The following is a 24,644-nucleotide window of genomic DNA, read 5'->3' as shown; positions in this document are numbered from 1 at the left end:
GATGAAAACAAAATTGATAGTCCTGGCAATGGCCCTCAGCTTCGCGTCGGCGCAGGCGGCGGACCGCATTGCCTTTATCCCGAAGCTGGTGGGCGTGGGTTTCTTCACCAGCGGCGGCAACGGCGCGAAAGAGGCGGGGAAAGATCTCGGCGTGGACGTCACCTACGACGGCCCGACCGAGCCGAGCGTCTCCGGCCAGGTGCAGCTCATCAATAACTTCGTCAACCAGGGCTATAACGCCATTATCGTCTCCGCCGTGTCGCCGGACGGTTTATGTCCGGCGCTGAAGCGCGCGATGCAGCGCGGCGTCAAGGTCCTGACCTGGGATTCCGACACCAAGCCGGAGTGCCGCAGCATCTATATCAACCAGGGGACGCCGGAGCAGCTTGGCGGCCTGCTGGTGGAGATGGCGGGCAAGCAGGTCACCAAGCCGAACGCTAAAGTGGCGTTCTTCTACTCAAGCCCCACCGTTACCGACCAGAACCAGTGGGTGAAAGAGGCGAAGGCCAAAATCGAGAAAGATCACCCCCAGTGGCAGGTCGTGACGACCCAATTTGGCTATAACGACGCCACCAAATCCCTGCAAACCGCCGAAGGGATCTTAAAAGCGTATCCGGATCTGGATGCGATCATCGCCCCGGACGCCAACGCGCTGCCGGCGGCGGCGCAGGCGGCGGAAAACCTGAAGCGCGAAGGGGTGGCGATTGTCGGCTTCAGCACGCCGAACGTGATGCGTCCGTACGTTGAGCGCGGCACGGTGAAAGCCTTCGGCCTGTGGGATGTGGTGCAACAGGGCAAAATTGCGGTCAATGTCGCCGATCGCCTGCTGAAAAAAGGCGATCTTAACGTCGGCGACAGCATGGACGTAAAAAATATCGGCGCGCTGAAGGTCGAGCCGAACAGCGTGCAGGGCTACCAGTATGAGGCGAAGGGCAACGGCATCGTGCTGCTGCCGGAGCGCGTGGTGTTCACCAAAGAGAACATCAGCAAATACGATTTCTGACGGGGGAGCAAATGGCTGATTTAGACGACATCAAAGACGGCAAGGATTTTGGCATCGGCACGCCGCAGCAGAACGTGCCTTACACCCTGAAGGGCTGCGGCTCGCTGGACTGGGGCATGCAGTCCAGGCTTGCGCGCATCTTCAACCCGCAGAGCAACCGCACGGTGATGCTGGCCTTTGACCACGGCTACTTTCAGGGGCCGACCACCGGGCTTGAGCGTATCGATCTCTCCATCGCGCCGCTGTTTGGTGAAACCGACGTGCTGATGTGTACCCGCGGCATCCTCAGGAGCCAGGTGCCAGCCGCGACGAACAAACCGGTGGTGCTGCGCGCCTCCGGCGGTAACTCGATTCTGGGCGAGCTGTCGAACGAGTGCGTGGCGGTGGCGATGGAGGACGCGCTGCGCCTGAACGTCTGCGCCGTGGCGGCACAGGTGTACATCGGCAGCGAGTTTGAGCATCAGTCGATCAACAACATCATCAAGCTGGTGGACGCGGGCGCGCGCTACGGCATGCCGACGCTGGCGGTGACGGGCGTCGGCAAGGAGATGGCGCGTGACGCACGCTATTTCTCGCTCGCCAGCCGCATCGCCGCCGAAATGGGGGCGCAGTTCGTCAAAACCTACTACGTGGACGAGGGCTTTGAAAAAGTGACCGCCAGCTGCCCGGTGCCGATTGTCATCGCCGGGGGCAAAAAGCTGCCGGAGCACGAGGCGCTGGAGATGTGCTGGCGCGCGATTGACCAGGGCGCGTCCGGCGTGGACATGGGGCGCAACATTTTCCAGTCCAGCGCGCCGCTCGCCATGCTGAAGGCGGTGAAGAAAGTGGTTCACGAGAACTGGAACGCCCGCGATGCGTTCCAGTTCTGGCAGGAAGAGAAACAGGGAGAAGCAAAATGAACGTGACGCTGGTTGAAATCAACATCAAGCCCGAGCGGGTGGACGAGTTTCTGGAGGTGTTTCGCGCTAACCACGAGGGGGCAATCAAGGAGCCGGGAAACCTGCGTTTTGACGTATTGCAGGACCCGAGGGTCAAAACCCGGTTCTTTATCTACGAGGCCTATAAAGACGAGGAGGCGGTGTTGGCGCATAAGCAAACTCCGCACTATCTGGCGTGCGTGGATAAGCTTGAGGAATTGATGTCAGAGCCGCGTAAGAAACGCAGTTTTGTGGGGCTGTTGCCGGAGTAACGGCTTTGCCCGGTGGCGCTGCGCTTACCGGGCCTACGGGTGCGGGATGGTGCGGTGTTTGCCCGGTGGCGCTAACGCTTACCGGGCCTACGGGTGCGAGGCTGTGTTGATTTTGTAGGCCGGGTAAGCGCGAGCGTCACCCGGCGTTGTTCAGGCCAGCGCCAGATCCGCAAGTATCGCAGCAAGCGCTTCGCGCGGCTCACCCTGAAGAGCCTGAAGCGGGAAGGGGAGCGCCGGTGTTTCAACTTTCCCCAGCATTTCTGCCGCTGCCGCTACCACCCGTAAGCTGCCGTATCGACGGAACAATTCCCAAAGCGGCTCCAGCCGCTCGGATTGTGCCGACTCTTTCGAACGGGTAATTGCCAGCGCTGTCTGCGGAAACAACCCGCCGACCACCGAGTACCAGACGTCAAACCCGGCCTGCAGGGCGGAGGCCGCTCGCCAGTCACCGGCGATGCCCAGCGTGACGGGATCAGGAAGACGAGCGCGTACCTGCGACAGGTCCTCCGGCACGCGGCCAAGCTTTATGGACCCTATATTCGGCAGAGCCGCGGCGGCAAATAACAGTTCATCGCTGAACGAAAAACCGGTCGTGGCGGGATTATCGTAAATGCACAGCGGTACGGAGATCCGGCGGGTCACCGTTTCATAGAGATTAAACACTTCGTCTTCCGTTAATCGCTGGTACGACACGGGTGCCAGCAGCACGCCGGAGACGCCTGCCGATTGCGCGTCGTCAGCCAGACGCAGAATATCGTCCAGCCGTAATGCGCCAATGCTGACGATGACCGGAATGTCATCGGCATGCGCCACCGCGCAGCGTGCGATCCGACCGCGCTCTTCTACGGTCAGATAGGCATAACTTCCCGTTGAGCCCAAAACGCCCAGTGAATCCACGCCAGCGTCGACCACGGGGCGCAGAAGATTGATGAAGGACTGCTCGTCAAACATCCCCTCCTTCAGGGGCGTTAACGGAAAAGCGCTTAATCCGTGAAACATCGTGTTGTCCTCTTACAGCGTCAGCAGTTGAACCTGAACCGTGGCTCCCGGCATCAGCCGCTGCAGGTTATTGACCAGCTCTTCTCCCGCCTCTTCCAGTGCCGCAAGCGGCATTGACGGCAGACTTTCAAGAATAAACCACATAGATTGCGCCTGGCTGTCCAGACGGGTACGTACTCCCTGTCGCCAGTTCCAGCGGCGGCAGGTGACGCCGAGGTCGTCGCGCCAGATAACCTCTCCAGCATCCGGGTATTCCACCACCGGCTGGCCCTCTTTAAAGGTATCAAACGGCTCGCTGCCGTCGGACAGCGTCAGGCGCGGCGCGCCCGAGTACGCCGCGAGATTTTCCCCGCCCACCGGAACTGCATAGCGAATGCTCACCGCGTTATAGATATCCACGACCGGATCCAGCGATGGCAGCAAACCGTCTTTCAGTACCCGCTTGCGCAGGGCCGCGGCGGAACAGGGCGTGCGTTTCGGTTTTGCGCCGAAGGCTTTAAATACCTCATCCCAGTCTGAAAGGTGTGCATCAGCCCACGGCACATCATCATTCAACATCTGCTGGCAGGCCTGCGCCAGCGCGGCGGGGGCAACCTCCGGGTGGGTAATCGGCGCGGCTTCAACCAGAATGCTCAGCGCCCGAAAGCCGGGCGCAATGTCGGCAAGTCGCGAATCTATTGACGGCGTTACGAGAGACATAAATAATCCTGTATTGACTGTTTTATACCATGGTAGTGACCAATGACTGATAAAGTCAATATAATGACTGGCTCGGGTGCCGATGTTGCCCAGGTAAGCCTGGCCGTGGCGAACCGCATCCGCAACTGGCGTAAAGAAAAAAAACTGTCGCTGGACGAGCTTTCGCGGCGCGCCAGCGTCAGCAAAGGGATGCTGGTGGAGATCGAAAAGGGCGCAGCCAACCCCAGTATCGCCATTCTGTGCAAACTGGCCGCCGCGCTCGGCATCTCCGTAGCAGATATCGTCAACGTCTCCAGCGAGCCGCTGGTGCACATTATTGAAGAAGCGGCGATCCCGGTTCTCTGGCAGGGTGCACAGGGCGGTTACGCCAGGCTGCTGGCAGGCACCGCGGGCCCGGACATGATTGAGCTGTGGCAGTGGGAGATGCATCCAGGAGAGTATTTCACCTCGACAGGGCATCCGGCGGGAACCTTTGAGCTGCTGCACGTGAACGAGGGCGTGTTGACGCTGACGGTGGATGAGACGGTTACGCAGGTGAATGCTGGCGCGTCGGCGGTGGCGAAAACCGAAGCGGCGCACGGTTATGCGAACGAAGGGGAGAGCGTGCTGCGCTTCACTATGACGGTGGCGGAGTTTCACCGTTGAAAAGTAGGCCGGGTAAGCGTAGCGCCACCCGGCGTTGATTACGCCTCTTCCACGCTCACCCTGAGCGCTGCCAGCGCTTTGCGCGCCGCTTTCAGCACCTGCTCACACTGCTCAATGGTCAGCGTCAGCGGTGGCTCAATGCGGATGGTTTTCGAGTTGTTGAGCGTCCCGGCCACCAGCACCCGCTGACGGAACATCTCGCTCGCGAAGCTGTAGCCGATTTCGTTGTCGACAAACTCAATTGCCATGAGCATCCCTTTACCGCGCGCCTCCTGCACCAGGTCCGGGTATTCCCGGCCCAGCTGGCGGAAGCCGTCCAGCAGCATGTCGCCTTTCTGCTCCGCCTGCGCAGGCAGGTTTTGCTCCAGCAGCACGTTGATGGTCGCCAGCGCTGCCGCGCAGGCCAGCGGGTTGCCGCCAAAGGTGGTGGTATGCAGGAACGGGTTGTCGAACAGCACCGAGAACACCTCTTCCGTCGCTACCGTCGCACCTATTGGCATCACGCCGCCGCCGAGCGCCTTCGCCAGGCACAGGATGTCCGGCTGAACGTTTTCATGCTCGCAGGCAAACATCTTGCCGGTACGTCCCATCCCGGTTTGCACTTCGTCGAGGATCAGCAGCGCGCCAAACTCATCGCACAGCTGACGGATGGCGGGCAGATAGCCCTGCGGAGGCAAGATCACGCCGCCTTCACCCTGGATAGGCTCCAGGATCACCGCTGCCACATCGTCGCCGGTTTTACGGCATTCACTCAGCACGGTGCGCATGGCGTTAATGTCGCCAAACGGCACGTGGCGGAAGCCCGGCAGCAGCGGCATAAACGGTTTGCGGAAGGTCGATTTGGCGGTCGCCGACAGTGCGCCCAGGGATTTCCCGTGGAACGCGCCGCTGGTGGCGATAAAAGTGAATTTCCCGCGCGGCGACTGGTAGGCCTTGGCGAGCTTAATCGCCGCTTCGACCGATTCCGTGCCGCTGTTGCTAAAGAAGCTGTATTTCAGTTTGCCGGGCGTTAAGGCCGCCAGCGTTTTCGCGAGCATGGCGCGAAGCGGGTCAAGCAGCTCCTGGCTATGGAGAGGTTGTTTCGCAAGTTGATTCTGTACGGCGGAAACCACAACTGGATTACGGTGCCCCACGTTGAAAATACCAAAACCACCCAGGCAATCGATAAACTCCTGTCCCTGGGTGTCGACAAGCGTGTTCAGACTTCCCGCTTGCCACTCTACGGCTCCGTAATCCCCGCCGGCGGTAACAGATTTGCGATACTCCAGAAAACCAGGATTCACATGCTCTTTAAAGTAATCGATGACCTCTCGGTTAAGTTGTTTCATCTCCTCATGATCGAGCGTTCGCTTCTCAATGAGATTCAGTGCGTGCGCGGTACAGGCAAGAGCCGAGGCGCTGGAAGGTAACCTGTTCAAAATATGCTCCCGGGGATCGCGTATCACATGATACTGCGTTAAGTATTGCAGGGATTACGCCACTTCAGCGGACTTAACGAAAATCGGGATAAACGCCAGGTTAAAATAATGTTGCGCAATATTTAATCATGCCGATACAAGCCTGACGGGATGAAGGGGAAGGGGGGAGATTGCGATGGATGGGGTCAATTGCACCGGAGTGGTGCGAAAGATGCCACTTAAGTGGGCGTTAACAGATCATGCTTTGCAGGTAATTTCTGTACGAAAGTATTTTAAATCAATCGATTAGAAAAGCGTACAGAAAGTGCGGTTTAACTGAAATTTGCGATCTCGATCGGATTTAACAACTAAAGATAAATTTGTAACCGCCGAAAAAACAATAAACCACAAAATTAACACTCGAATAACCTGCAAGGAATGCCCGCCATGTCTTCTCCATCCTTTGTCACCCAGAATGAATACCCTCTGGATAGTGACACCACTCTTATGTCGACTACCGATCTCCAGAGCTACATGACCCATGCCAACGACACCTTTGTGCAGGTGAGTGGCTATACGCTCGAAGAGCTGATGGGACAGCCGCACAACATGGTGCGTCACCCCGACATGCCGAAAGCGGCCTTCGCCGACATGTGGTACACGCTGCAGCAGGGGGAACCCTGGAGCGGGATTGTCAAAAACCGCCGCAAAAACGGCGACCACTACTGGGTGCGGGCGAACGCCGTGCCGATGGTGCGCCACGGGAAAATGACCGGCTATATGTCGATTCGCACAAGAGCGACGGCGGAAGAGATTGCGACCGTGGAGCCTTTATATCAAGCGCTCAATGAAGGCCGCTGTAAAAAACGTATCCATAAAGGGCTGGTGGTGCGCAAAGGCTGGCTCGGGAAGTTACCGGCTATGCCGCTGCGCTGGCGGGTTCGTAGCGTCATGGCGGCGCTGTTTGCGGTAATGGCTGCCACGCTGGCGTTCACCTCTGCGGGTTGGCCTTCGCTGGTGGCTGCTGCCGTCGTGATGGTCGCGGGGACGATGCTGTTCGAGCAGCAGATTGTCCGCCCGGTGGAAAATGTTGCGCGTCAGGCGCTGAAGGTTGCGACGGGTGAGCGTAACAGCGTGCAGCACCTGAACCGCAGCGACGAGCTGGGGCTGACGCTGCGCGCGATTGGACAGCTGGGGCTGATGTGCCGCTGGTTAATCAATGATGTATCAAGCCAGGTGGTGAGCGTGCGCGATGGCAGCGATAAGCTGGCGCAGGGAAATGACGATCTCAACGACCGCACGCGGCAGACCGTCACCAATGTGCAGCAGACCGTGGCGACGATGAATCAGATGGCTGCCTCGGTACAAAGCAACTCTGAAACCGCTGCCGAAGTCGATAAGCTCTCCGTGGCGGCCAGCAGCGCGGCGACCAAAGGTGGAAATGCGATGCAGACGGTGGTGAAAACCATGGATGATATTGCTGACAGCACCCAGCAGATTGGCTCGATCACTTCGCTTATCAATGACATCGCTTTCCAGACCAATATTCTGGCGCTGAACGCAGCAGTGGAAGCGGCACGTGCGGGCGAACAGGGCAAAGGCTTTGCGGTCGTGGCCGGTGAGGTTCGCCACCTCGCCAGCCGTAGCGCCAATGCGGCCAACGATATCCGTAAGCTGATTGACGCCAGCGCCAGCAAGGTACAGTCCGGCTCCGATCAGGTTCACGCGGCAGGCCGCACAATGGATGACATTGTTGAGCAGGTGAAAAACGTCACGCAGCTTATTGCCCAGATTAGCCACGCCACGTCCGAACAGGCTACCGGTCTGTCCGAGCTGACCCGGGCCGTTGCCGAACTGGACAGTATCACGCAGAAAAATGCGGACCTGGTAGAGGAGAGCGCGCAGATCTCCGCCATGGTGAAGCACCGTGCGGGACGTCTCAAAGATGCCGTGACCGTGCTCCATTGAGTCAGTAATGTTCCAGAAAAGCCGTTTATACCATCAGGTATAAACGGCTTTTTAATGTGATAATTTTTAACGTTTATTGTTAATGTGATATTAAATAACTAAAAAAATCCGCTCAGTTATTTATGCCTGCCTAAGTCAGTTTTCCCCGACGCTATTTCAGAAATGCCCTCTCTGGTGGTTACGCAACGATCGATGCGCCAAAATTAATAGACTGTACCTATCCATTGTGATGGTTATGAAATAAAAAAACGATCAAAGTCATAAAGTTAGCGCGTTCGTTACCGATAACGGTGATCGTCTGAGAAATAATCACATCGATGGAGTAAATATGTTCTTACATGACGTAAAGATCGGCACGAAATTATTTCTGGCGTTCGAGTTCTTTATTGTTCTGATGATCGTCAGTGCGAGCGTCTCTTTGCTGAGCCTGAATCGGGCGAACAACGGGATGCAGACTATCATTACCCACGATTATCCAACCACGGTAAAAGCCAACCAGCTAATCGACAACTTCCAGGAATTTATAAGCACGCAGCAGCTTATGCTGCTGGACGAGCAGGGCACCTACACGGGGCAATCTCAGCAGCGTCTGAAAGAGATCAGCGAGCACATTACGGTGATCCTGGGCGAGCTAAACAACGCGTTGCAGGATCCGAAGTCTCAGCAGGTCCTGGCGGATATCCGCAGCGTGCGCCAGCAGTATCTGGACTCGCGCTACCGCATTTTGCAGGCGGTGCAGAACAACAACCGTGCGGGCGCTATCCAGGAGATGATGACCAACACCCTCACCGTGCAGCAGGCTTACAAAGCGAAGGTGCAGGCGCTGATCGCCATCCAAAACGACGAGATGCAGAGCGCGGGCGCGCAGGTGGACGGTGATTTCCGAACCAACCGCATGCTGCTGCTTCTGATCACGCTCTTCAGCGTGGCGGCGGGCAGCCTGATTGGCTGGTTTATCGTGCGCTCCATTACCCGGCCGCTTGGCGAGGCGGTGAGCTTTGCTGAAGCCATTGCCGATGGTGATCTGACCGGCAGCATTACGTCTCACGGCAAAGACGAAACCGGCCTGTTGCTGCATGCACTGATGGAGATGAAAACCCGTCTGCTGGAGATCGTGCAGCAGGTGCAGACCGGCTCGGAGAACATCTCCAGCGCCGCCGCGCAGATTGTCGCAGGCAACCAGGATCTGGCCGCGCGCACGGAAGAGCAGGCCAGTTCCGTCGAGCAGACGGCTGCCTCAATGGAGCAGATCACCGCGACGGTGAAAAACACCGCGTCGCACACCGGGGAAGCGACCAACCTCTCTGCCGATGCCGCCATGGTGGTGAAAAACAACGGTGAGATGATGAAGCAGGTGACCAGCAAAATGCGCCTGATTAACGAAACGTCTAACCGGATGTCCGACATTATCGACCTGATCGACGCCATTGCCTTCCAGACCAATATTCTGGCGCTGAACGCGGCGGTCGAGGCGGCGCGCGCAGGAGAGCACGGGCGTGGCTTTGCGGTGGTTGCGGGCGAAGTGCGCCAGCTGGCACAGAAGAGCGCCTCTTCAGCGAGTGAAATCCGCCAGCTGATTGAAAGCTCCACCAGCCAGACCCAGGACGGGATGAACCTGGTCGAAAAAGCCAGCGGGCTGATCAACGGGATGGTCGGCAACGTGGAGGAGATGGACGTGATTCTGCGTGAGATCCGTCAGGCCAGCCACGAGCAGACGGAAGGCATTTCGCAGATCAACAGTGCGATTGGCCTGATTGACGCCACCACCCAGCAGAACTCCGCGCTGGTGGAGGAGTCCGTTGCGGCGGCGGCATCGCTGAATGAGCAGGCGATGCACCTGAAAGAGCTTGTACGCGTCTTCCGCGTGAGCGAGCACGCACCGGCTTAATCCAGCTGGGAAATCTCAAGCGCCGCGCGGTCAATGACGCCGATAATCTGCTTGAGCTGCGCGTCGCTGAGCTCTCCCTGATTCACCTTCAGGTCTAACACTGCTTTAAAGTTATCCAGTGCCCGCTTCATCTGCGGGTTTTTTCGCAGCTGGAAGCCGACGCTGCGCGCTTTGATGCGCACCTGGATCTGTTCCAGCTGTTCCCGGTTTTCATCCAGCCAGCGTTGTCCTTCGGCGGTTATCGCAATCTTCTTACGGCCGTTCTCTTCTTCCGTAATGGTGATAAAGGCCTGATCCTGCAGATAATCCAGGGTTGGGTAGATCACGCCCGGGCTTGGCGTGTAGTTCCCCTGCGTCAGGTTCTCGATCTCTTTGATCAGCTCATAACCGTGGCTGGCGTTGCGGGTAAGGATATCCAGTATCACCAGACGCAGATCGCCGTGGCCGAAAAAGCGCGGTCGGCGTCCACCGCCTTCATGTTCGTGTCGCATAGTGACCCTCTCAATTTGATATATCTAAACTATATCTTAGATATATTCAGATGCAATCTAAAAGATCTTGCATTCCTGGTTAATAGCAATCATTATCATTAAAAAACAATTTCGATATATCGTATTCACCTGAGAAGGGCATAAAAATGACATCAACCCGTTACCCTCAACGTGTCCGCAACGATCTGCGCTTTCGCGAGCTGAACGTCCTGCGCGTCGAGCGCGTCAGCGCTGGCTTCCAGCGCGTTGTGCTCGGCGGTGAGGCACTGGAGGGCTTTAGCTCCCGCGGCTTCGACGACCATACCAAGGTCTTTTTCCCGGCGCCGGGCACGACCTTTGTTCCGCCCGTTGTTACCGATGAAGGCATCGACTGGGGTGACGGCGTGCGCCCGCAGGCGCGTGACTATACGCCACTGTTCGATGAGGAAAAAAATGAGCTGGTACTGGATTTCTTCGTTCATGATGGCGGCGTTGCCAGCAACTGGGCGGTCGCAGCCAAACCTGGCGGCAAACTCACTATCGGTGGGCCACGCGGATCGCTGGTGGTGCCGGAAGATTATGCCTGGCAGCTGTACGTATGCGATGAGTCCGGGATGCCCGCGTTGCGCCGCCGTTTAGAAGGCATCGCAAAACTGTCGGTACGCCCGGACGTTCATGCGGCCGTGACCGTGGGGGACGGATCTTATCAGGACTATCTGGCGCACCTGAGTGAATTCAACATCACCTGGATTGTGGGCCACAACCCTCAGGCGGTGGCTGATCATCTGGCGACGCTGAGCGTGCCCGAAAAGGATTACTTTATCTGGCTGACCGGGGAAGGGAAGGTGGTGAAAAACCTGAGCCGCCGGTTTGAAACCGACGCGATTGACCAACAGCTGGTGCGTGCCAGCGCATACTGGCACGCTAAATAGTCAGGCTGCGGATTCCAGCTGCGCTTCGCTTACCTGATGTTCGAGCGAGGCGCGGACCTCGTGCAGCGCCTTCTCCTGCTGGGCAAAGTAGGCTTCCATATTGTTCAGCGACGACACCAGCAGCCAGGATTCTTCTTTCTCCAGTTCCGCCAGCTCGTTCACCAGGGTGTCGATTTGGTCGCGCACCTGCGCCATTTTTTTGCGGATACGCTCCAGATCGTTCAGCCTGTCGCTCGCCATCATTGGCTCAAAGCCCTGCTGCAGACGCGCCACCAGTGAGCGGATCGCTTTCACATCCCCGCGCTGTTTGGCCTGGTTGAGCTGCACCATCATGGTGTTAGCTTCTTCTTTCAGATCGTCTGCCACCAGATCCGGGTGGCATAGCTTGCTCGCCTGACGCCACAGGCGCTTCAGCTCGTTCCTATCCTCTTCCGAGAGATCTTTCCCTTTGCGCAGACGCACTTCGGCATCGTGATGCTGCTCGCGATACTTCTCGTACTCTTCGTTAGCCTCATCGCGCGCCTGGCGCGCGGGCTCTTCTTCACGCGTTAAGCCGTTCTCCAGCTCCAGAGCTTCGGCCAGCAGATTGGCAATCAGGTTGCTTTGCTGCTGCAGTTGTTTACGCGCCTCGGCAGCCTGTACGGAATCCGCCGGGAGATCGCGCCAGCGCTGGGTGAGCGTTGCCAGCACCTCCACGGCCTGCGCCATATAGCGCTGACAGCGGCGATAATCTTCTTCGCGCCGACGCGCCTCCGCCTGCTGACGGCGCAGGTTTAGCTCCGCCAGCGTTTTACGCAGGGCGAGGATCTGCTGCATCAGCGGCCCGAGACGGGAGAAATAGAGATCGTTGAACTCGTCAAGCTGCTGCACGCGGGCGTTGCGGCGGTCAATCAGATCGCGCAGACGCTCTTCCAGCGCCTTCAGCTCCAGCTTGCTGGCGGCCACCTGCGGGTCACGCCACGGGGTCACGGCGCGCTGGCCCTGCAGCCACGCGGTGATGGCCCTGATGGCTGCGGTGTAGTTCTTCTGCTCAAGCGCCACGACGATTGCCTGTAGTTCCTCGTCAAACGCTTCATTTTTCAGCCGCGTCAGCTGGCTCTGGATGATGTCGTCATCTTCCAGTTCGATGGCATTTTTTATGATTTCTAGCCGTTTGATCGGTGTGCTCATGATGCCTTTCGCTTTGGCGCTTAAGTATTTGAGTTAAGGTTAGTTGTTGTAAAAGCTACAGGAAATAATACACACGGATGATGATCGGCGCGACAGGGGATTTCTTTAGCACTCTGTCTTGCACAGTTACGCCCTCTCTTTTTGCGGGCGATCTGCCAAACACACCGAAAACTCTGAAAGTGTCTTTAATTAATCTGAATCTCATTTACATCTATTTACACCGGTTACTTTCTGACATAAGTTGCTCATTTTTTAACAGGCAAGTTTGAAAACGGACTTTACGCAGGAGCGTCAGTAATGTTAGGGAAAACGGCGTTAATCAACGTGCTAGCGGGTATTACCCTGCTGGTATCCGGTGCTGCACTGGCTGCTCCATTGTCTCCGGCTGACCGTAATACCATTCAACAACAGCAGCAACAGCTGCTTGATGAAAACCAGCGTCAGCGTGAAGAGCTTGAGCGCAGCGCGATCGTGCCGCGTCCCGTTACCCCAGACGATGCTTCCACGCCGCAAGGACCCTGTTTCGTCATCCGCCGCATTGAGCTGTCGGGCGCGACGCTGCTTTCACCTTCTGCCAAAAACCGTTTGACCGCCCCCTGGATTAACCAGTGCCTTGATATGGCTCGTCTCACCAGGCTGACTGATGCTGTTTCCGACTGGTACATCAGCCGGGGTTATATCACCAGCCGCGCGTTTTTAACCGAGCAGGATCTCTCCGGCGGCGTACTCCACCTTGCCGTGCTGGAAGGAAAGCTTCAGCACATTCGCCTCGAAGGTGTGCCGGACCGCACATTGAACATGACCTTCCCCGGGCTTGAGGGGAAGATCCTTAACCTGCGCGATATCGAACAGGGCATGGAACAACTCAACCGGGTACGTCAGCGGCCAGTCGAAATTGAAATTTTGCCTGGCGACAGGCAGGGCTACTCGGTGGTTAATCTGACCGCCACGCCAGAGTTCCCCCTCAGCGGCTCCGTCAGTTTTGATAACAGCGGGCAAAAGAGCACCGGCACCGGTCAGCTTACTGGCGCGCTGTACGGAAATAACCTGCTGGGTCTGGCGGACAAGTGGTTTATCAGCGGCGGGCGCAGCAGTGATTTTTCCAACAGCAAGGATGCGCAAAATTTTGCAGCAGGCGTCAGCGTGCCTTACGGCTACGGACTGCTGGACTACAGCTACAGCTGGAGCAACTACCTCAGCACCATTGATAACAACGGCTACCTCTGGCGGTCGACGGGGGACACCGAAACGCACCGTCTGACGGGCTCCTGGGTATTGTTCCGCAATGGCGATATCAAAACCGGCGTGTCGGCGGGCATCACTCACCGCATCAACCGTAACTATCTTGATGATGTTTTGCTGGCCACCAGCAGCCGCAAACTCTCCAGTGTTTCATTGGGCATTAACCACACTCAAAAAATCGCCTCGGGCGTGGCGACCCTGAACCCAACCTTTACGCAGGGCGTGCCGTGGCTGGGGGCGGAAGACGATAACGACAAACAGGGTGATGTGCCAAAAGCAGAATTCCGCAAATGGAGCCTGAACGGCAGCTTTCAGCGTCCCGTGGCGGACAAACTCTGGTGGCTCACCAGCGTCTATTTTCAGTGGTCCCCGGACAGATTGTACGGCAGCGAGCGTCTGACGCTGGGCGGCGAAACGTCTGTTCGGGGCTTTAAGGAGCAGTACATCTCCGGCGATAACGGCGGCTACTGGCGAAACGAGCTGAACTGGTCGCTCTTTACGCTGCCGTGGGTTGGCGATGTTGGCGTACTTGCCGCAATTGACGGCGGCTGGCTGAAGAAGGACGGCCTGGATCGTTATGCCTCCGGCACGCTGTGGGGAACCGCATTGGGGCTTACCGCGACGAATCGCGGGTACTCCAGCCAGTTTACCGTCGGCACGCCGGTGGACTATCCGGACTGGCTGGCACCGGACCACCTCGTGATGTATTACCGTTTTTCAGTGGTTTTTTAAGGGACAGGGATGATGGAAAAGGATCAGGTTCGTTTTTCACAGCGTGCGCTTAGCGCATTACTGAGCGTATTGCTGGCAACCCAGCCGCTGCTGCCTGCGGTGGCCGCCACGATCGCCCCGTCCGGAAATACGCAGATGGATAAGGCGGCCAACGGTGTTCCGGTCGTGAACATTGCCACGCCGAATCAGTCCGGTATTTCCCATAATAAATACCACGATTACAACGTCGGCAAAGAAGGGCTGATCCTGAATAACGCCACGGGACAGCTGAACCAGACCCAGCTTGGCGGAATTATCCAAAACAACCCTAACCTGAAAGCCGGGCAGGAAGCCAAAGGGATCATCAACGAAGTCACCGGCACGAACCGCTCGCATCTGCAGGGGTACACCGAAGTGGCGGGCAAGGCGGCAAACGTTATTGTGGCGAACCCCTACGGTATCACCTGTAACGGCTGCGGATTTATTAATACGCCGAATGCGACGCTCACCACGGGGAAACCGGTGCTCGACGGCAGCGGTAAGCTGCAATCGCTTGATGTGACGAAAGGTGCGGTCACCATTGAAGGCGCCGGGCTGGATGGCAGCCAGAGCGATGCCGTATCGATTATTTCCCGCGCGACCGAGATCAATGCCCAGCTGCATGCGAAAGAGGTGCGCGTGGTCGCCGGGGCGAACCGCGTCGCCGCAGACGGCAGCGTCAGCGCGCTGAAAGGGGAAGGTGACGCGCCGAAGGTTGCGGTAGACACGGGTGCGCTGGGCGGGATGTACGCCAACCGTATTCGTCTGGTGTCCAGCGAAACGGGGCTGGGGGTAAACCTGGGGGATCTCAACGCGCGTCAGGGTGATATTACGCTCAGCAGCGCGGGGAAAGTGGTGCTGAAAAACACGCTTGCCAGCGGCAGCACCCGCGTTTCTGCGAAAGAGGTCACGTTAACCGGCGACCATAAAGCAGGGGGGAACCTCACTGTCTCCGGGCAGGGCGCCCTGACGCTCGACCAGGCCCATATCGCCGCCGATAAAAACCTTCAGCTAGCGACCACCGGTAAACTCACGCAAAACGGCGGCGCGTTCACTGCGGGAACCGACACCACGCTGACGGCAAACACCCTCACCCAGAGTGCGGATGCCCAGAGCGGTGCCGGTCGTAACCTGGCCGTGAACGTGACAGAAAACGCGGCGCTTAAGGGGAAAAACATCGCCGGGCAGGATGCTTCCGTTAACGCGAAAACGCTGGAGACCGGGACACAGCTGACCGCGTCAGGCCATATTTCGCTGGAGGCGTCGCAGCGTGCCGCGCTAAACGGCTCTGTCGTCGCGGGTCAGCAGCTGTCGGTGAAAGGCGGTGAGCTGACGCAGCGCGGGAGCGTCAGCGCCTCAGATATCACGCTCAGCGGTCAGACGCTGACTCAGGAGAGCAGCAGCAGAACCAGCGCCAGCGGAAATATCGCTCTCACTACGTCCGGGAATACCCTGCTGAAAGGCAGTACCACTGCCGGAAAATCTCTTGGCATTAACGCGGGGAACCTGATCAACAGCGGGACGCTGTCCGCCGGGACGGATGCCTCGCTGAAGACCGGGACATTCAGCAATACCGGCACCGTTCAGGGCAACAGCCTGGACGTTTCAGGAACCGACATCACCAGCTCCGGCAGCCTGAAAAGCGCCTCCATGCTGGGTATCAACGCACGCAACGCCACGCTGTCTGGTGAAACCGGCGCGAAAGGCAAAATGTCCGTTATCGCGAGCGGTAAACTGGATAACAGCGGCACGCTCGTCAGCGACGACACGCTGACGCTGAAGGCAGCGCAGGTGACAAACCGCGGCACGCTTTCCGGTGCCAGAGGGCTTACTGGCTCAGCAGACGCGTTCATCACCACCGAAAAGTCAGTCACCCACAGCGATGGCGATCTGGCGCTGAACAATACGGCTACCACCCTGGCGGGAGAAACCAGCGCGGGCGGCTCGGTGAGCGTTCGCGGTCAACGCCTGACCACCACGGCAACGGCACAGACGCAGGGTAACAGCGTCAGCGTGGACGTACAGAATGCGCAGCTTGATGGGACGCAGGCAGCCAAAGACAGTCTTATCCTGAACGCCACTGACGCTCTCAGTCACGGGGGAAAATCCTCAGCGTCAACCCTGAAGATTGAAACCCGCAATCTCAATAACAGCGGGACGCTGACGGCGTCCTCGCTCGCCATCAGCAGCCCTGCCGTCGTAAACAGTGGTCTGATCCACGCGGGACAGACGCTGTCGCTGGTCACTCATCTGCTGGATAACCGCAGCAGCGGCGTGCTATACAGCCCGTCGGCACTCACCCTTTCAGTTTCTGACGTGAAAAACAGCGGCATTATCACCAGCGATGCCGGGCTGTCCCTTTCCGGCTCGCGCCTGTCCAACAGCGGTGAGCTGAGCGGTGCGTCACTCCTTGTTGATTACGGCACGCTGAATAACAGCGCGGAGGGGCTGCTGCTGGCGCAGGGGGCAAACCGCATCACGGCACAATCGGTGTCCAGCGCGGGCAGTATCGTAGGGAAGACGCTGACGCTGAATGCCGATCGTCTCGACAGTCGCGGTCTCTTGCAGGGGGATACCGCGTTATCCGTGACCGCCGGAATACTGGATTTACTGGCAGGCTCGCGCACGCTTACGGGCGGGAACCTCACCTTTTCAGGCACCACGCTGACCACCGCGGGCCAGCTGCAGGGGCAGAACGTCAGTCTTCGCGGCCGCGACTGGAATAACAGCGGAAGCTCGCTGGCGACCGGCTCGTTTGACGCCTCCGCTACCGGGACATTCAGCAATACCGGTGAACTGATGGGCCAGGGCGACATCACGCTGAATGCGGGCAATACCGTTAACAACGGCAATCTGTTATCGGCTGGCACGCTCTCGCTCACGGGGAATACGCTGCGCAACAGCGGAACGGTTCAGGGGAACCGCGTTACCGCGCATCAGGACAGTATCACTAACGGCGGCACGCTCACCGGGATCGCCGCGCTGACGCTGGCTGCTCGTCTGGAGATGGCTGCACCGCTCCTCTCGCTGGTGAATGAAGCATCGGGATCGCTGCTGACGGCGGGCGAGTTGACGGTGACGGCCGGTGATCTCAGTAACGCCGGGCAATGGCAGGGCAAGCGGGTACTTATTCATGCGCAGGCGCTTACGAACGGCGGTGCGATCCAGGCGGCAGATGTACTGGATGCGCAGATCGACAGCAATCTTATCAGTACGACGGGCAGCAAAATCACCTCAAACGGAGAACTGGCGCTCTCAGCACTGACGCTTGCAAACAGCGGGCAGTGGATAGCGAAGGATCTGACGCTGAAGGCGAATACGCTGACAAACAGCGGTGAAATCACCGGGGTTGATGCGCTTTCCGCCGCGCTGAACCAGACGCTGACCAACCAGGTCGGCGGGAAATTACTCACGGCTGGCGTCCTGTTGATGAATGCCGGTAATGCGACGAACGCCGGACAGATTCAGGGTAAAACGACCGCAATCACAGCCGGGCAACTGATCAACAGCGGACGGCTTCAGGGTGAAGCGCTGACGCTGGACGTTTCCGGGGCGCTGAACAACACCGCTGGTGGTGTTCTGTTGAGCCAGAACGCGCTGAAGGCTTCTTCCGCCACGCTGAATAATCAGGGGACGGTGCAGGGCGGCGGTGAATCCACGGTGAACGCCACCACCCGTTTACAGAATGACGGCAAAATTCTCTCCGGTGGGAAGCTCACGCTGGCCGCGCCAGAGCTGGCAAACGGTAGCAGTGGGCTGGTTCAGGCCGTCACGCTGCTGCTGGATGTGGTTAACGCCGTGAATGGCGGGAACCTCCTGGCGACGGGCAGCGCCGAGTTGCGTGGCAGCTCGCTCGATAACCGCGGCACGCTTCAGGGTGCGGATTTGGGGGTGAAATACCTGAACATCACCCACAGCGGCACGCTGCTGGGTACTGCCTCGCTGACGGTGACGGGTGACGCTCTCACCGATACCGTCAGCGGTAAACTCTACAGCGGGGGCAGCCTGCTGCTCGATGTCGCCAACTTCAGCGGTCGTGGTCAGGTGGTTTCCCTGGGCGACGCGACGCTGAAGCTGGTTAATGCGCTTGTTAACACCGGTACGCTGGCCGCAGGTAAAACGCTGTCGGTCTCCTCGCAAAACGCCATCACCAACAGCGGCGTTATCCAGGGCAATGCCATCGCCCTCAGTGCGGGTGGAGCATTCACGAACAACGGTACGCTCACCACCGGGAACGGTAGCAGTACCTTCAGCGCGCAGAGCCTGCTACTGAATGCGTCCGGCTCGCTTCAGGCGGGCGGAGATGTGCAGCTCACCTCGCGTGAAAATATCACCATTAACGGCTTCACCGGTACGGCGGGCAGCCTGACGATGACGGCAGCAGGCACGCTGCTTAATACAGCGCTGATATATGCGGGCAATAATCTCTCCCTGTTTGCTGCACGTATTCACAATATTTACGGCGATATTCTTGCTGATAACAGCCTCTGGATGCAGAGGAATGCAGTCGGTGAGGCAAATGAAGAAGTGATTAACCGCTCCGGTACGATTGAGACCACACGCGGCGATATCACCGTGAATACCCGCCATTTGCTCAATGAAGCCGATGGCCTGACTGTCAGCCAGTCAGAACGGGAATACCCTGATGCCATTCCTGCCGCAGATGAACACTACTTTAGTTATGACCTCAACGGCAGACGTTCGGATTTTGTCCTCTTGCTTGAAGACTGGAAAAACGATGGCAGTAAGGTTGTTTTTGACAGGTATGAGCATTGCGCCGGAAGTGGTGCAAACGGCAGTGGACAGTGCAGTGACAGGGTTGATTATCGCCTCACAGGGGAAGATATCCGGCAATTCCTGCTGAGTGAGTCCGTTGTGTCCGTATCGGCCACCGGCAGTTCCGCCCGAATGGCTGCCGGACGCGACATCATAATCAATGCAGGAACGCTGGATAACCGTGCTAGCCATATTCTTGCGGGACGTAACGCCGTTCTTACGGGCGGGACACTGAATAACCTCTCTGCCGAAGGTGGACGTCGCGTTACCTACGTTCAGGCTGAATATCGTTGTGAGTGGTTTTATCAGGACTGCAACGACAGCAAATGGCAACCTCTGACGCACTATGCAGACGGAAGTTGGGGCTGGTTTGATGAGGACTATGGCTGGTATGGCTGGGTGCCTTATCTCCTCGGTGAACGGACGACAGAATTTGTGGCCGATGGCGGTGTATACCGCTCAGTTATCAGTGCTGGCGGTAACGTCAGTGCGAACTTTAAGAGTGACATCAGCAATACCAACGTCACTGCCAACGCGGGCGGATTCAATAATACTATTCATGCCCCAACGCTGAATACACTTACGCCTGAAGCTATTGGTAAGGGCCTTAACAGTGAATCACTGGCACAAGGTGGCAGTGAAGACATTCGCCTCCCTGAGCAATTGGGCAATATCACTGACGCCCTGAAAGACATCTCCGGCGGCTCATCCCTTTCCGAACAGAACGGCAGCAGCGGTAACTATCCGCTGCCGTCCGGTGATAATGGTTACTTCGTGCCATCCACCGACCCCGACAGCCCGTACCTGATTACGGTGAACCCTAAGCTTGATGGCCTTGGGAAGGTGGACAACAGCCTGTTTGATGGACTCTATGGCATGCTCGGCATCAAGCCTGGCGATGCACCGCGTGAGACCAACAGTGCCTACACCGATCGGAACCAGTTCCTTGGCTCGGCGTATTTCCTCGACCGTCTGGGGTTGAACCCGGATCGCGATTACCGTTTCCTCGGCGACGCGGCGTTCGATACCCGTTACGTCAGCAACGCTATTCTGAACCAAACCGGCAGCCGGTATATCAACGGCATCGGTTCCGACCTCGATCAGATGCGCTATCTGATGGACAGCGCCGCCACGCAGCAGCAGGCGCTGGGCCTGAAATTCGGCGTGGCGCTGACGGCAGCGCAGGTTGCCGCCCTTGACCACAGCCTGCTGTGGTGGGAAGCGGCAACCATTAACGGCCAGACGGTGATGATCCCGAAAGTGTATCTATCACCGAAGGATGTCACCGTTCACAGCGGCAGCGTGATCGGCGGTAATAACGTGCAGCTGGCGGGCGGTAACGTCACCAACAGCGGCAGCACCATCACGGCGCAGAATGCCCTGTCCATCGACAGCAGCAACAGCATCAGCAACCTCAACGCCGGGCTCATCAGCGCGGGCGGCGGGCTGAACCTGAGCGCGCTGGGGGACATCAACAACATCGGCTCCACCATCAGCGGTAAAACCATCGGGCTTGAGAGCGTTTCCGGCAGTATCAACAATGTCACACGCACCCATCAGTGGAATGTTGATGCGGGGAACGTGCATTTTGGCGGTACGGATGTGGGCAAAACGGCATCCATCACCGCGACAGACGGGCTGGTGATGCGTGCCGGACAGGATATCAACATCACTGGCGCAAACGTGTCGGCGGGCGGCAGTCTGGGCATGGCGGCGGGGAACGATATCAACATCACCGCCAATGAGATGGCGACGAGCGAGGGACGTGCCGGGCGCAACCGCGCGACAACGGAGACGGCCTCCGTCACGCATCAGGGCAGCACGCTGACCGCAGGCGGCGACCTCACCCTGCAGGCAGGTAACGACGTGAATGCCCGTGCGGCGGCGATGGCGGCAGAAGGGGATGTGGGCATTCAGGCCGGGCGGGACGTGAACCTGCTGGCGGAAGCCACCACCACGAGCAGCAGTAGCCAGGGCGGTAAGAAAACCGTTATCGATGAGTCCGTACGCCAGCAGGGCACGGCAATCGCCAGCGGCGGTAACACGGTCATTCTTGCCGGACGGGACGTGACCGCACAGGCGGCAGAGGTGACAGCGCAGGGTGATATCGGCGTGGCGGCAGGTCGCGACGTGAATCTGACCACGGCGACGGAGAGCGACTACCACTTTAAGGAAGAGACCAAAACCAAAAAAGGGTTCCTCAGCAAGAAGACCACCCACACCATCGAGGAAGACAGCGCGACGCGGGAGAAGGGCTCGCTGCTGAGTGGCGACAACGTGACGGTGTCGGCGGGGAACAACCTGCGGGTTTTAGGCTCGGCGGTGGCGGGTGACGGTGACGTGGCGCTGTCGGCGGGCAACAACGTGGACATCGTGGCGGCCACCAACACCGACACCTCGTGGCGCTTTAAGGAGACCAAAAAGTCCGGTCTGATGGGCACGGGCGGCATTGGCTTCACCATTGGCAGCAGCAAAACCACCCACGATCTGCGCGAGCAGGGCACGACGCAGAGTGAAAGCTTCAGCACCGTCGGTTCGACGGGCGGCAGCGTCAGCATTACGGCAGGCAAACAGGCGCATATCGGCGGGGCGGATATCATCGCGCAAAAGGATATCAGCCTGACTGGTGACAGCGTGGTGATTGAGCCGGGGCACGACAAACGCACCCGCGATGAGACGTTTGAGCAGAAGAGCAGCGGTCTGACGGTGGCGCTGTCTGGGGCGGCGGGGAGCGCGGTGAACAGTGCGGTGCAGACGGCACACGACGCGAAAGGCGAGAGCGATGACCGCCTTGCGGCGCTGAAAGCGACCAAAGCGGCACTGTCAGGCGTGCAGGCGGCGCAGGGTGCTGAAGTGGCACAGGTTAACGGTGACCCGAACAACGGCATTGGCGTGAGCGTTTCGCTCTCCTCGCAGAAATCGAAATCCGAACAGCACATGCAGAGTGACACGGTTGCGGGCAGTACGCTGAATGCGGGGAATAATCTGTCCATCACCGCGACCGGAAAAGGGCAGGGGGAGAACAGCGGCGACATCCTGATTGGTGGTAGCCAACTGAAGGCTGGCGGCGACACCACGCTTGCCGCCGCGAACGACATTGTGCTGGGCGGTGCAGCCAGCACACAGCAGACGACCGGCAAGAACAGCAGCAGCGGTGGCGGCGCAGGCGTCAGCATTGGTGGTGGGAAGAGCGGTTATGGCATCAGTGTTTTCGCTAATGGAAACGCGTCGAAAGGTCACGAAAAAGGCGACGGTACGGCGTGGACGGAAACAACGTTCGACAGCGGCGGGACGGTCTCCATGACCAGCGGTCGGGACGCCATTCTGAACGGCGCGCAGGTGAGTGGCGATAAAATCGTTGCGGATATCGGACGTGACCTGTGGATGAGCAGCCAGCAGGACAGCAACGATTATAAATCGACGCAGAACAGCGCGGCGGCAGGCGGCAGCTTCACCTTCGGCAGCATGACGGGTTCCGGCTACATCAGCGCCAGCCAGGACAAAATGAAGAGCACGTATGACTCGGTGCAGGAGCAGACAGGGCTCTTCGCGGGTGACGGCGGCTTTGATGTGACGGTGGGACGCCACACGCAGCTTGACGGTGCGGTGATTGCCTCGACGGCGACGGCGGACAAAAACAGTCTCGATACGGGAACGCTGGGCTTCCGTGATATCCACAACGAGGCGGATTATAAGGTCAGCCACAGCGGCGTCAGCCTGAGCGGCGGCGGTGACTTTGGCGGCGACACATTCAAGGGCAACCTGCCGGGTGGGGTTGTATCGGTCGCGGGCAGCAGCGGTCATGCGGAAGGCACGACGCAGGCGGCGGTGGGCGAGGGTAACATCACCGTCCGGGATACCGCGAACCAGCAGCAGGATGTGGCCAGCCTGAGCCGGGACACAGAGCACGCAAACGACAGCATCAGCCCGATATTTGACAAGGAGAAGGAGCAGCAGCGGCTTGCGCAGGTGAGTGCCATCAGTGATATCGGCGGACAGGTGGCCGACATCGCCCGAACGCAGGGCGAGCTGAATGCGCTGGAGGAAGCGCGTAAGACGCACCCTGACCTGACGGTTGAACAACTGAAAGAGACGCCGGAGTATCGGGATGAGCAGGCGAAGTTTGGTACGGGCAGCACCATTCAGCGTGGTATTCAGGCGGCAACGGCGGCGCTTCAGGGGCTGGCAGGCGGAGATATCGTCGGTGCGCTGGCAGGGGCCTCGGCACCGGAGCTGGCGCATCTGCTGAAATCAACCGAGGGTAATCCGGCGGTCAACACCATCGCGCACGCGATACTGGGCGGCGCGGTTGCGGCGCTGCAGGGGAACAGTACAGCAGCGGGTGCGGCCGGAGCGGCGACGGGTGAGCTGGCGGCGCGAGCCATTATGGCGGTGATGTACCCGGGTAAAGCGGTCAGTGACCTGAGCGAGGAGCAGAAGCAGACGGTCAGCACGCTGGCGACAATATCGGCGGGGATGGCCGGAGGAATAGCGGGAGACAGTACGGCTTCAGCAGCTGCGGGGGCGCAGGGCGGGAAGAATGCGGTTGAGAATAACTATCTGAGCGTGTCTGAAAAGACAGAGCTTGAGTTAGCGAAACAAAAACTCAACAGCAAAGATCCGGCTGAACGTGAAAAAGCACAGCAGACTATCAATGATCTACGTGAAAAAGATATTGCCAGAGACCAGAAAGTCATTGATGCCTGTGGTAATGGTAATGCTGGCAGTGCGGCCTGTGCCGGAGCAAGACTTGAGGCTATCGCAGCTAAAGGTGAATACGAAAACACCGGTAGCTACAACTCGAAAGCCAGCCAGCAGTATGCAGACTCTTATGGTCAGATCGTAAACCTGCTGAATATCACCAGTGTTGATGCGCAGAATCAGCAGCAGGTGAAGGATGCGATGGTGAATTACGCCATGGCGCAGCTTGGGGTTGATAAGGCTACGGCGACGAACTATGTTGAAACCTATGACGGGATGAAAATAGTTACTGCCTCAATGACTCCTGTACTGGGTGCTACTGCTGTCAGTAAACTCAGTACACTAACTGAAAAAATTGTTGTTTATCCCTCGGGAATTAATTTCAGAGTTGATCAGCCAAAACATTTGGCAACTGTAGATGGATTTACGCAAAAGAATGGGATCTCGGGCGGTCACAATGCGAATGCGTTTTATGACGCAGCCAAAGAATATAATGTGAAGATTGTCAGTGAAACCCCAACAGGGGCAAATGGTATCACTGAAGTGAAATATCTTGTTCCAACCAAGAGTCGGGATGGTAGTCTTACAGGAGAATATAAAGCTACTGTTGAGACCAAAACCATCTATGATCCTAAGGTATTTACTGACCAGAAAATATTAGAACTTGGACAAGAGGCTGCTGCTAAGGGATTTAATGAGGCAATGTCTAGTAAAAATGGCCAGGCGAATGTAACTGTGGATGGTGTTAATTTCAGAATTTACGTAGATAAAACTACTGGAACGGTTCGTAACTTCCATCCCAATTGAGGTGAGGC

The 24,644-nt window shown here is 58.1% G+C and carries 14 protein-coding genes; 9 read left to right on the top strand and 5 right to left on the bottom strand.

What is annotated here, in order from left to right:
- Position 1 precedes the first annotated feature (1 nt).
- From lsrB to lsrG, 3 genes are read left to right on the top strand one after another with little or no spacing between them, the layout of a single operon-like run.
- Positions 2-1,003 carry an autoinducer 2 ABC transporter substrate-binding protein LsrB gene (gene lsrB / locus K5E19_RS20545; RefSeq protein ID WP_221552821.1) on the top strand — a complete coding sequence of 334 codons (1,002 nt, stop codon included), beginning with the start codon at positions 2-4 and terminating at the stop codon, positions 1,001-1,003.
- Between the two features lie 11 nt (positions 1,004-1,014).
- Entirely contained in the window at positions 1,015-1,902 is an 888-nt protein-coding gene (gene lsrF, locus K5E19_RS20540; protein WP_029741387.1) for a 3-hydroxy-5-phosphonooxypentane-2,4-dione thiolase, read from the top strand.
- Entirely contained in the window at positions 1,899-2,192 is a 294-nt protein-coding gene (gene lsrG, locus K5E19_RS20535) for a (4S)-4-hydroxy-5-phosphonooxypentane-2,3-dione isomerase (RefSeq protein WP_003862606.1), read from the top strand. The genes lsrF and lsrG overlap by 4 nt, the downstream gene beginning before the upstream one ends.
- A 150-nt stretch (positions 2,193-2,342) precedes the next feature.
- Here the strand turns inward: lsrG and K5E19_RS20530 are convergent, their stop codons facing one another.
- Both K5E19_RS20530 and K5E19_RS20525 read right to left on the bottom strand, forming a co-directional pair.
- Positions 2,343-3,191 (bottom strand): dihydrodipicolinate synthase family protein, encoded by an 849-nt coding sequence (locus K5E19_RS20530; protein WP_221552820.1) that lies wholly within the window; start codon positions 3,189-3,191, stop codon positions 2,343-2,345.
- A 12-nt stretch (positions 3,192-3,203) separates the two neighbouring features.
- Positions 3,204-3,890, bottom strand: coding sequence for a B3/4 domain-containing protein (locus K5E19_RS20525; protein ID WP_221552819.1), 687 nt, complete (start codon positions 3,888-3,890; stop codon positions 3,204-3,206).
- Positions 3,891-3,932: 42 nt separating this feature from the next.
- Here K5E19_RS20525 and K5E19_RS20520 point away from each other — a divergent pair, with 42 nt between their 5' ends.
- The gene (locus K5E19_RS20520; RefSeq protein WP_221552818.1) at positions 3,933-4,535 is read left to right on the top strand and encodes a helix-turn-helix domain-containing protein; all 603 of its coding nucleotides are present in this window, start codon (positions 3,933-3,935) and stop codon (positions 4,533-4,535) included.
- 38 nt (positions 4,536-4,573) lie between these two features.
- Here the strand turns inward: K5E19_RS20520 and ygjG are convergent, their stop codons facing one another.
- A complete protein-coding gene (ygjG, locus tag K5E19_RS20515) occupies positions 4,574-5,953 on the bottom strand; it encodes a putrescine aminotransferase (RefSeq protein ID WP_221552817.1) in 1,380 nt (459 codons plus the stop codon).
- Positions 5,954-6,379: 426 nt separating this feature from the next.
- On the opposite strand from ygjG, the gene K5E19_RS20510 reads away from it, so the two are divergent.
- A complete protein-coding gene (locus K5E19_RS20510) occupies positions 6,380-7,900 on the top strand; it encodes a PAS domain-containing methyl-accepting chemotaxis protein (RefSeq protein WP_221552816.1) in 1,521 nt (506 codons plus the stop codon).
- Between the two features lie 328 nt (positions 7,901-8,228).
- Positions 8,229-9,788 carry a methyl-accepting chemotaxis protein gene (locus K5E19_RS20505; RefSeq protein WP_221552815.1) on the top strand — a complete coding sequence of 520 codons (1,560 nt, stop codon included), beginning with the start codon at positions 8,229-8,231 and terminating at the stop codon, positions 9,786-9,788.
- Here K5E19_RS20505 and K5E19_RS20500 read toward each other — a convergent pair.
- Positions 9,785-10,279, bottom strand: coding sequence for a PadR family transcriptional regulator (locus K5E19_RS20500; protein WP_221552814.1), 495 nt, complete (start codon positions 10,277-10,279; stop codon positions 9,785-9,787). The genes K5E19_RS20505 and K5E19_RS20500 overlap by 4 nt on opposite strands.
- 146 nt (positions 10,280-10,425) lie before the next feature.
- Between K5E19_RS20500 and K5E19_RS20495 the strand changes: the two genes are divergently transcribed.
- Positions 10,426-11,190 (top strand): siderophore-interacting protein, encoded by a 765-nt coding sequence (locus K5E19_RS20495; protein ID WP_221552813.1) that lies wholly within the window; start codon positions 10,426-10,428, stop codon positions 11,188-11,190.
- Here K5E19_RS20495 and K5E19_RS20490 read toward each other — a convergent pair whose 3' ends face one another.
- Positions 11,191-12,360 (bottom strand): DNA repair protein, encoded by a 1,170-nt coding sequence (locus K5E19_RS20490; protein ID WP_221552811.1) that lies wholly within the window; start codon positions 12,358-12,360, stop codon positions 11,191-11,193.
- A gap of 297 nt (positions 12,361-12,657) precedes the next feature.
- Here K5E19_RS20490 and K5E19_RS20485 point away from each other — a divergent pair, with 297 nt between their 5' ends.
- Positions 12,658-14,334 carry a ShlB/FhaC/HecB family hemolysin secretion/activation protein gene (locus K5E19_RS20485; RefSeq protein ID WP_221552810.1) on the top strand — a complete coding sequence of 559 codons (1,677 nt, stop codon included), beginning with the start codon at positions 12,658-12,660 and terminating at the stop codon, positions 14,332-14,334.
- A 9-nt stretch (positions 14,335-14,343) separates the two neighbouring features.
- A complete protein-coding gene (locus K5E19_RS20480; RefSeq protein WP_260411883.1) occupies positions 14,344-24,636 on the top strand; it encodes a hemagglutinin repeat-containing protein in 10,293 nt (3,430 codons plus the stop codon).
- The last annotated feature ends 8 nt before the right edge of the window (positions 24,637-24,644 follow it).

Source organism: Enterobacter sp. RIT637, from assembly GCF_019718755.1.
In the GTDB taxonomy this organism is placed as follows: domain Bacteria; phylum Pseudomonadota; class Gammaproteobacteria; order Enterobacterales; family Enterobacteriaceae; genus Enterobacter.
The sequence above is the reverse complement of the archived record's forward strand: the minus strand, read 5'-3'. Positions and strand labels throughout refer to the sequence as shown.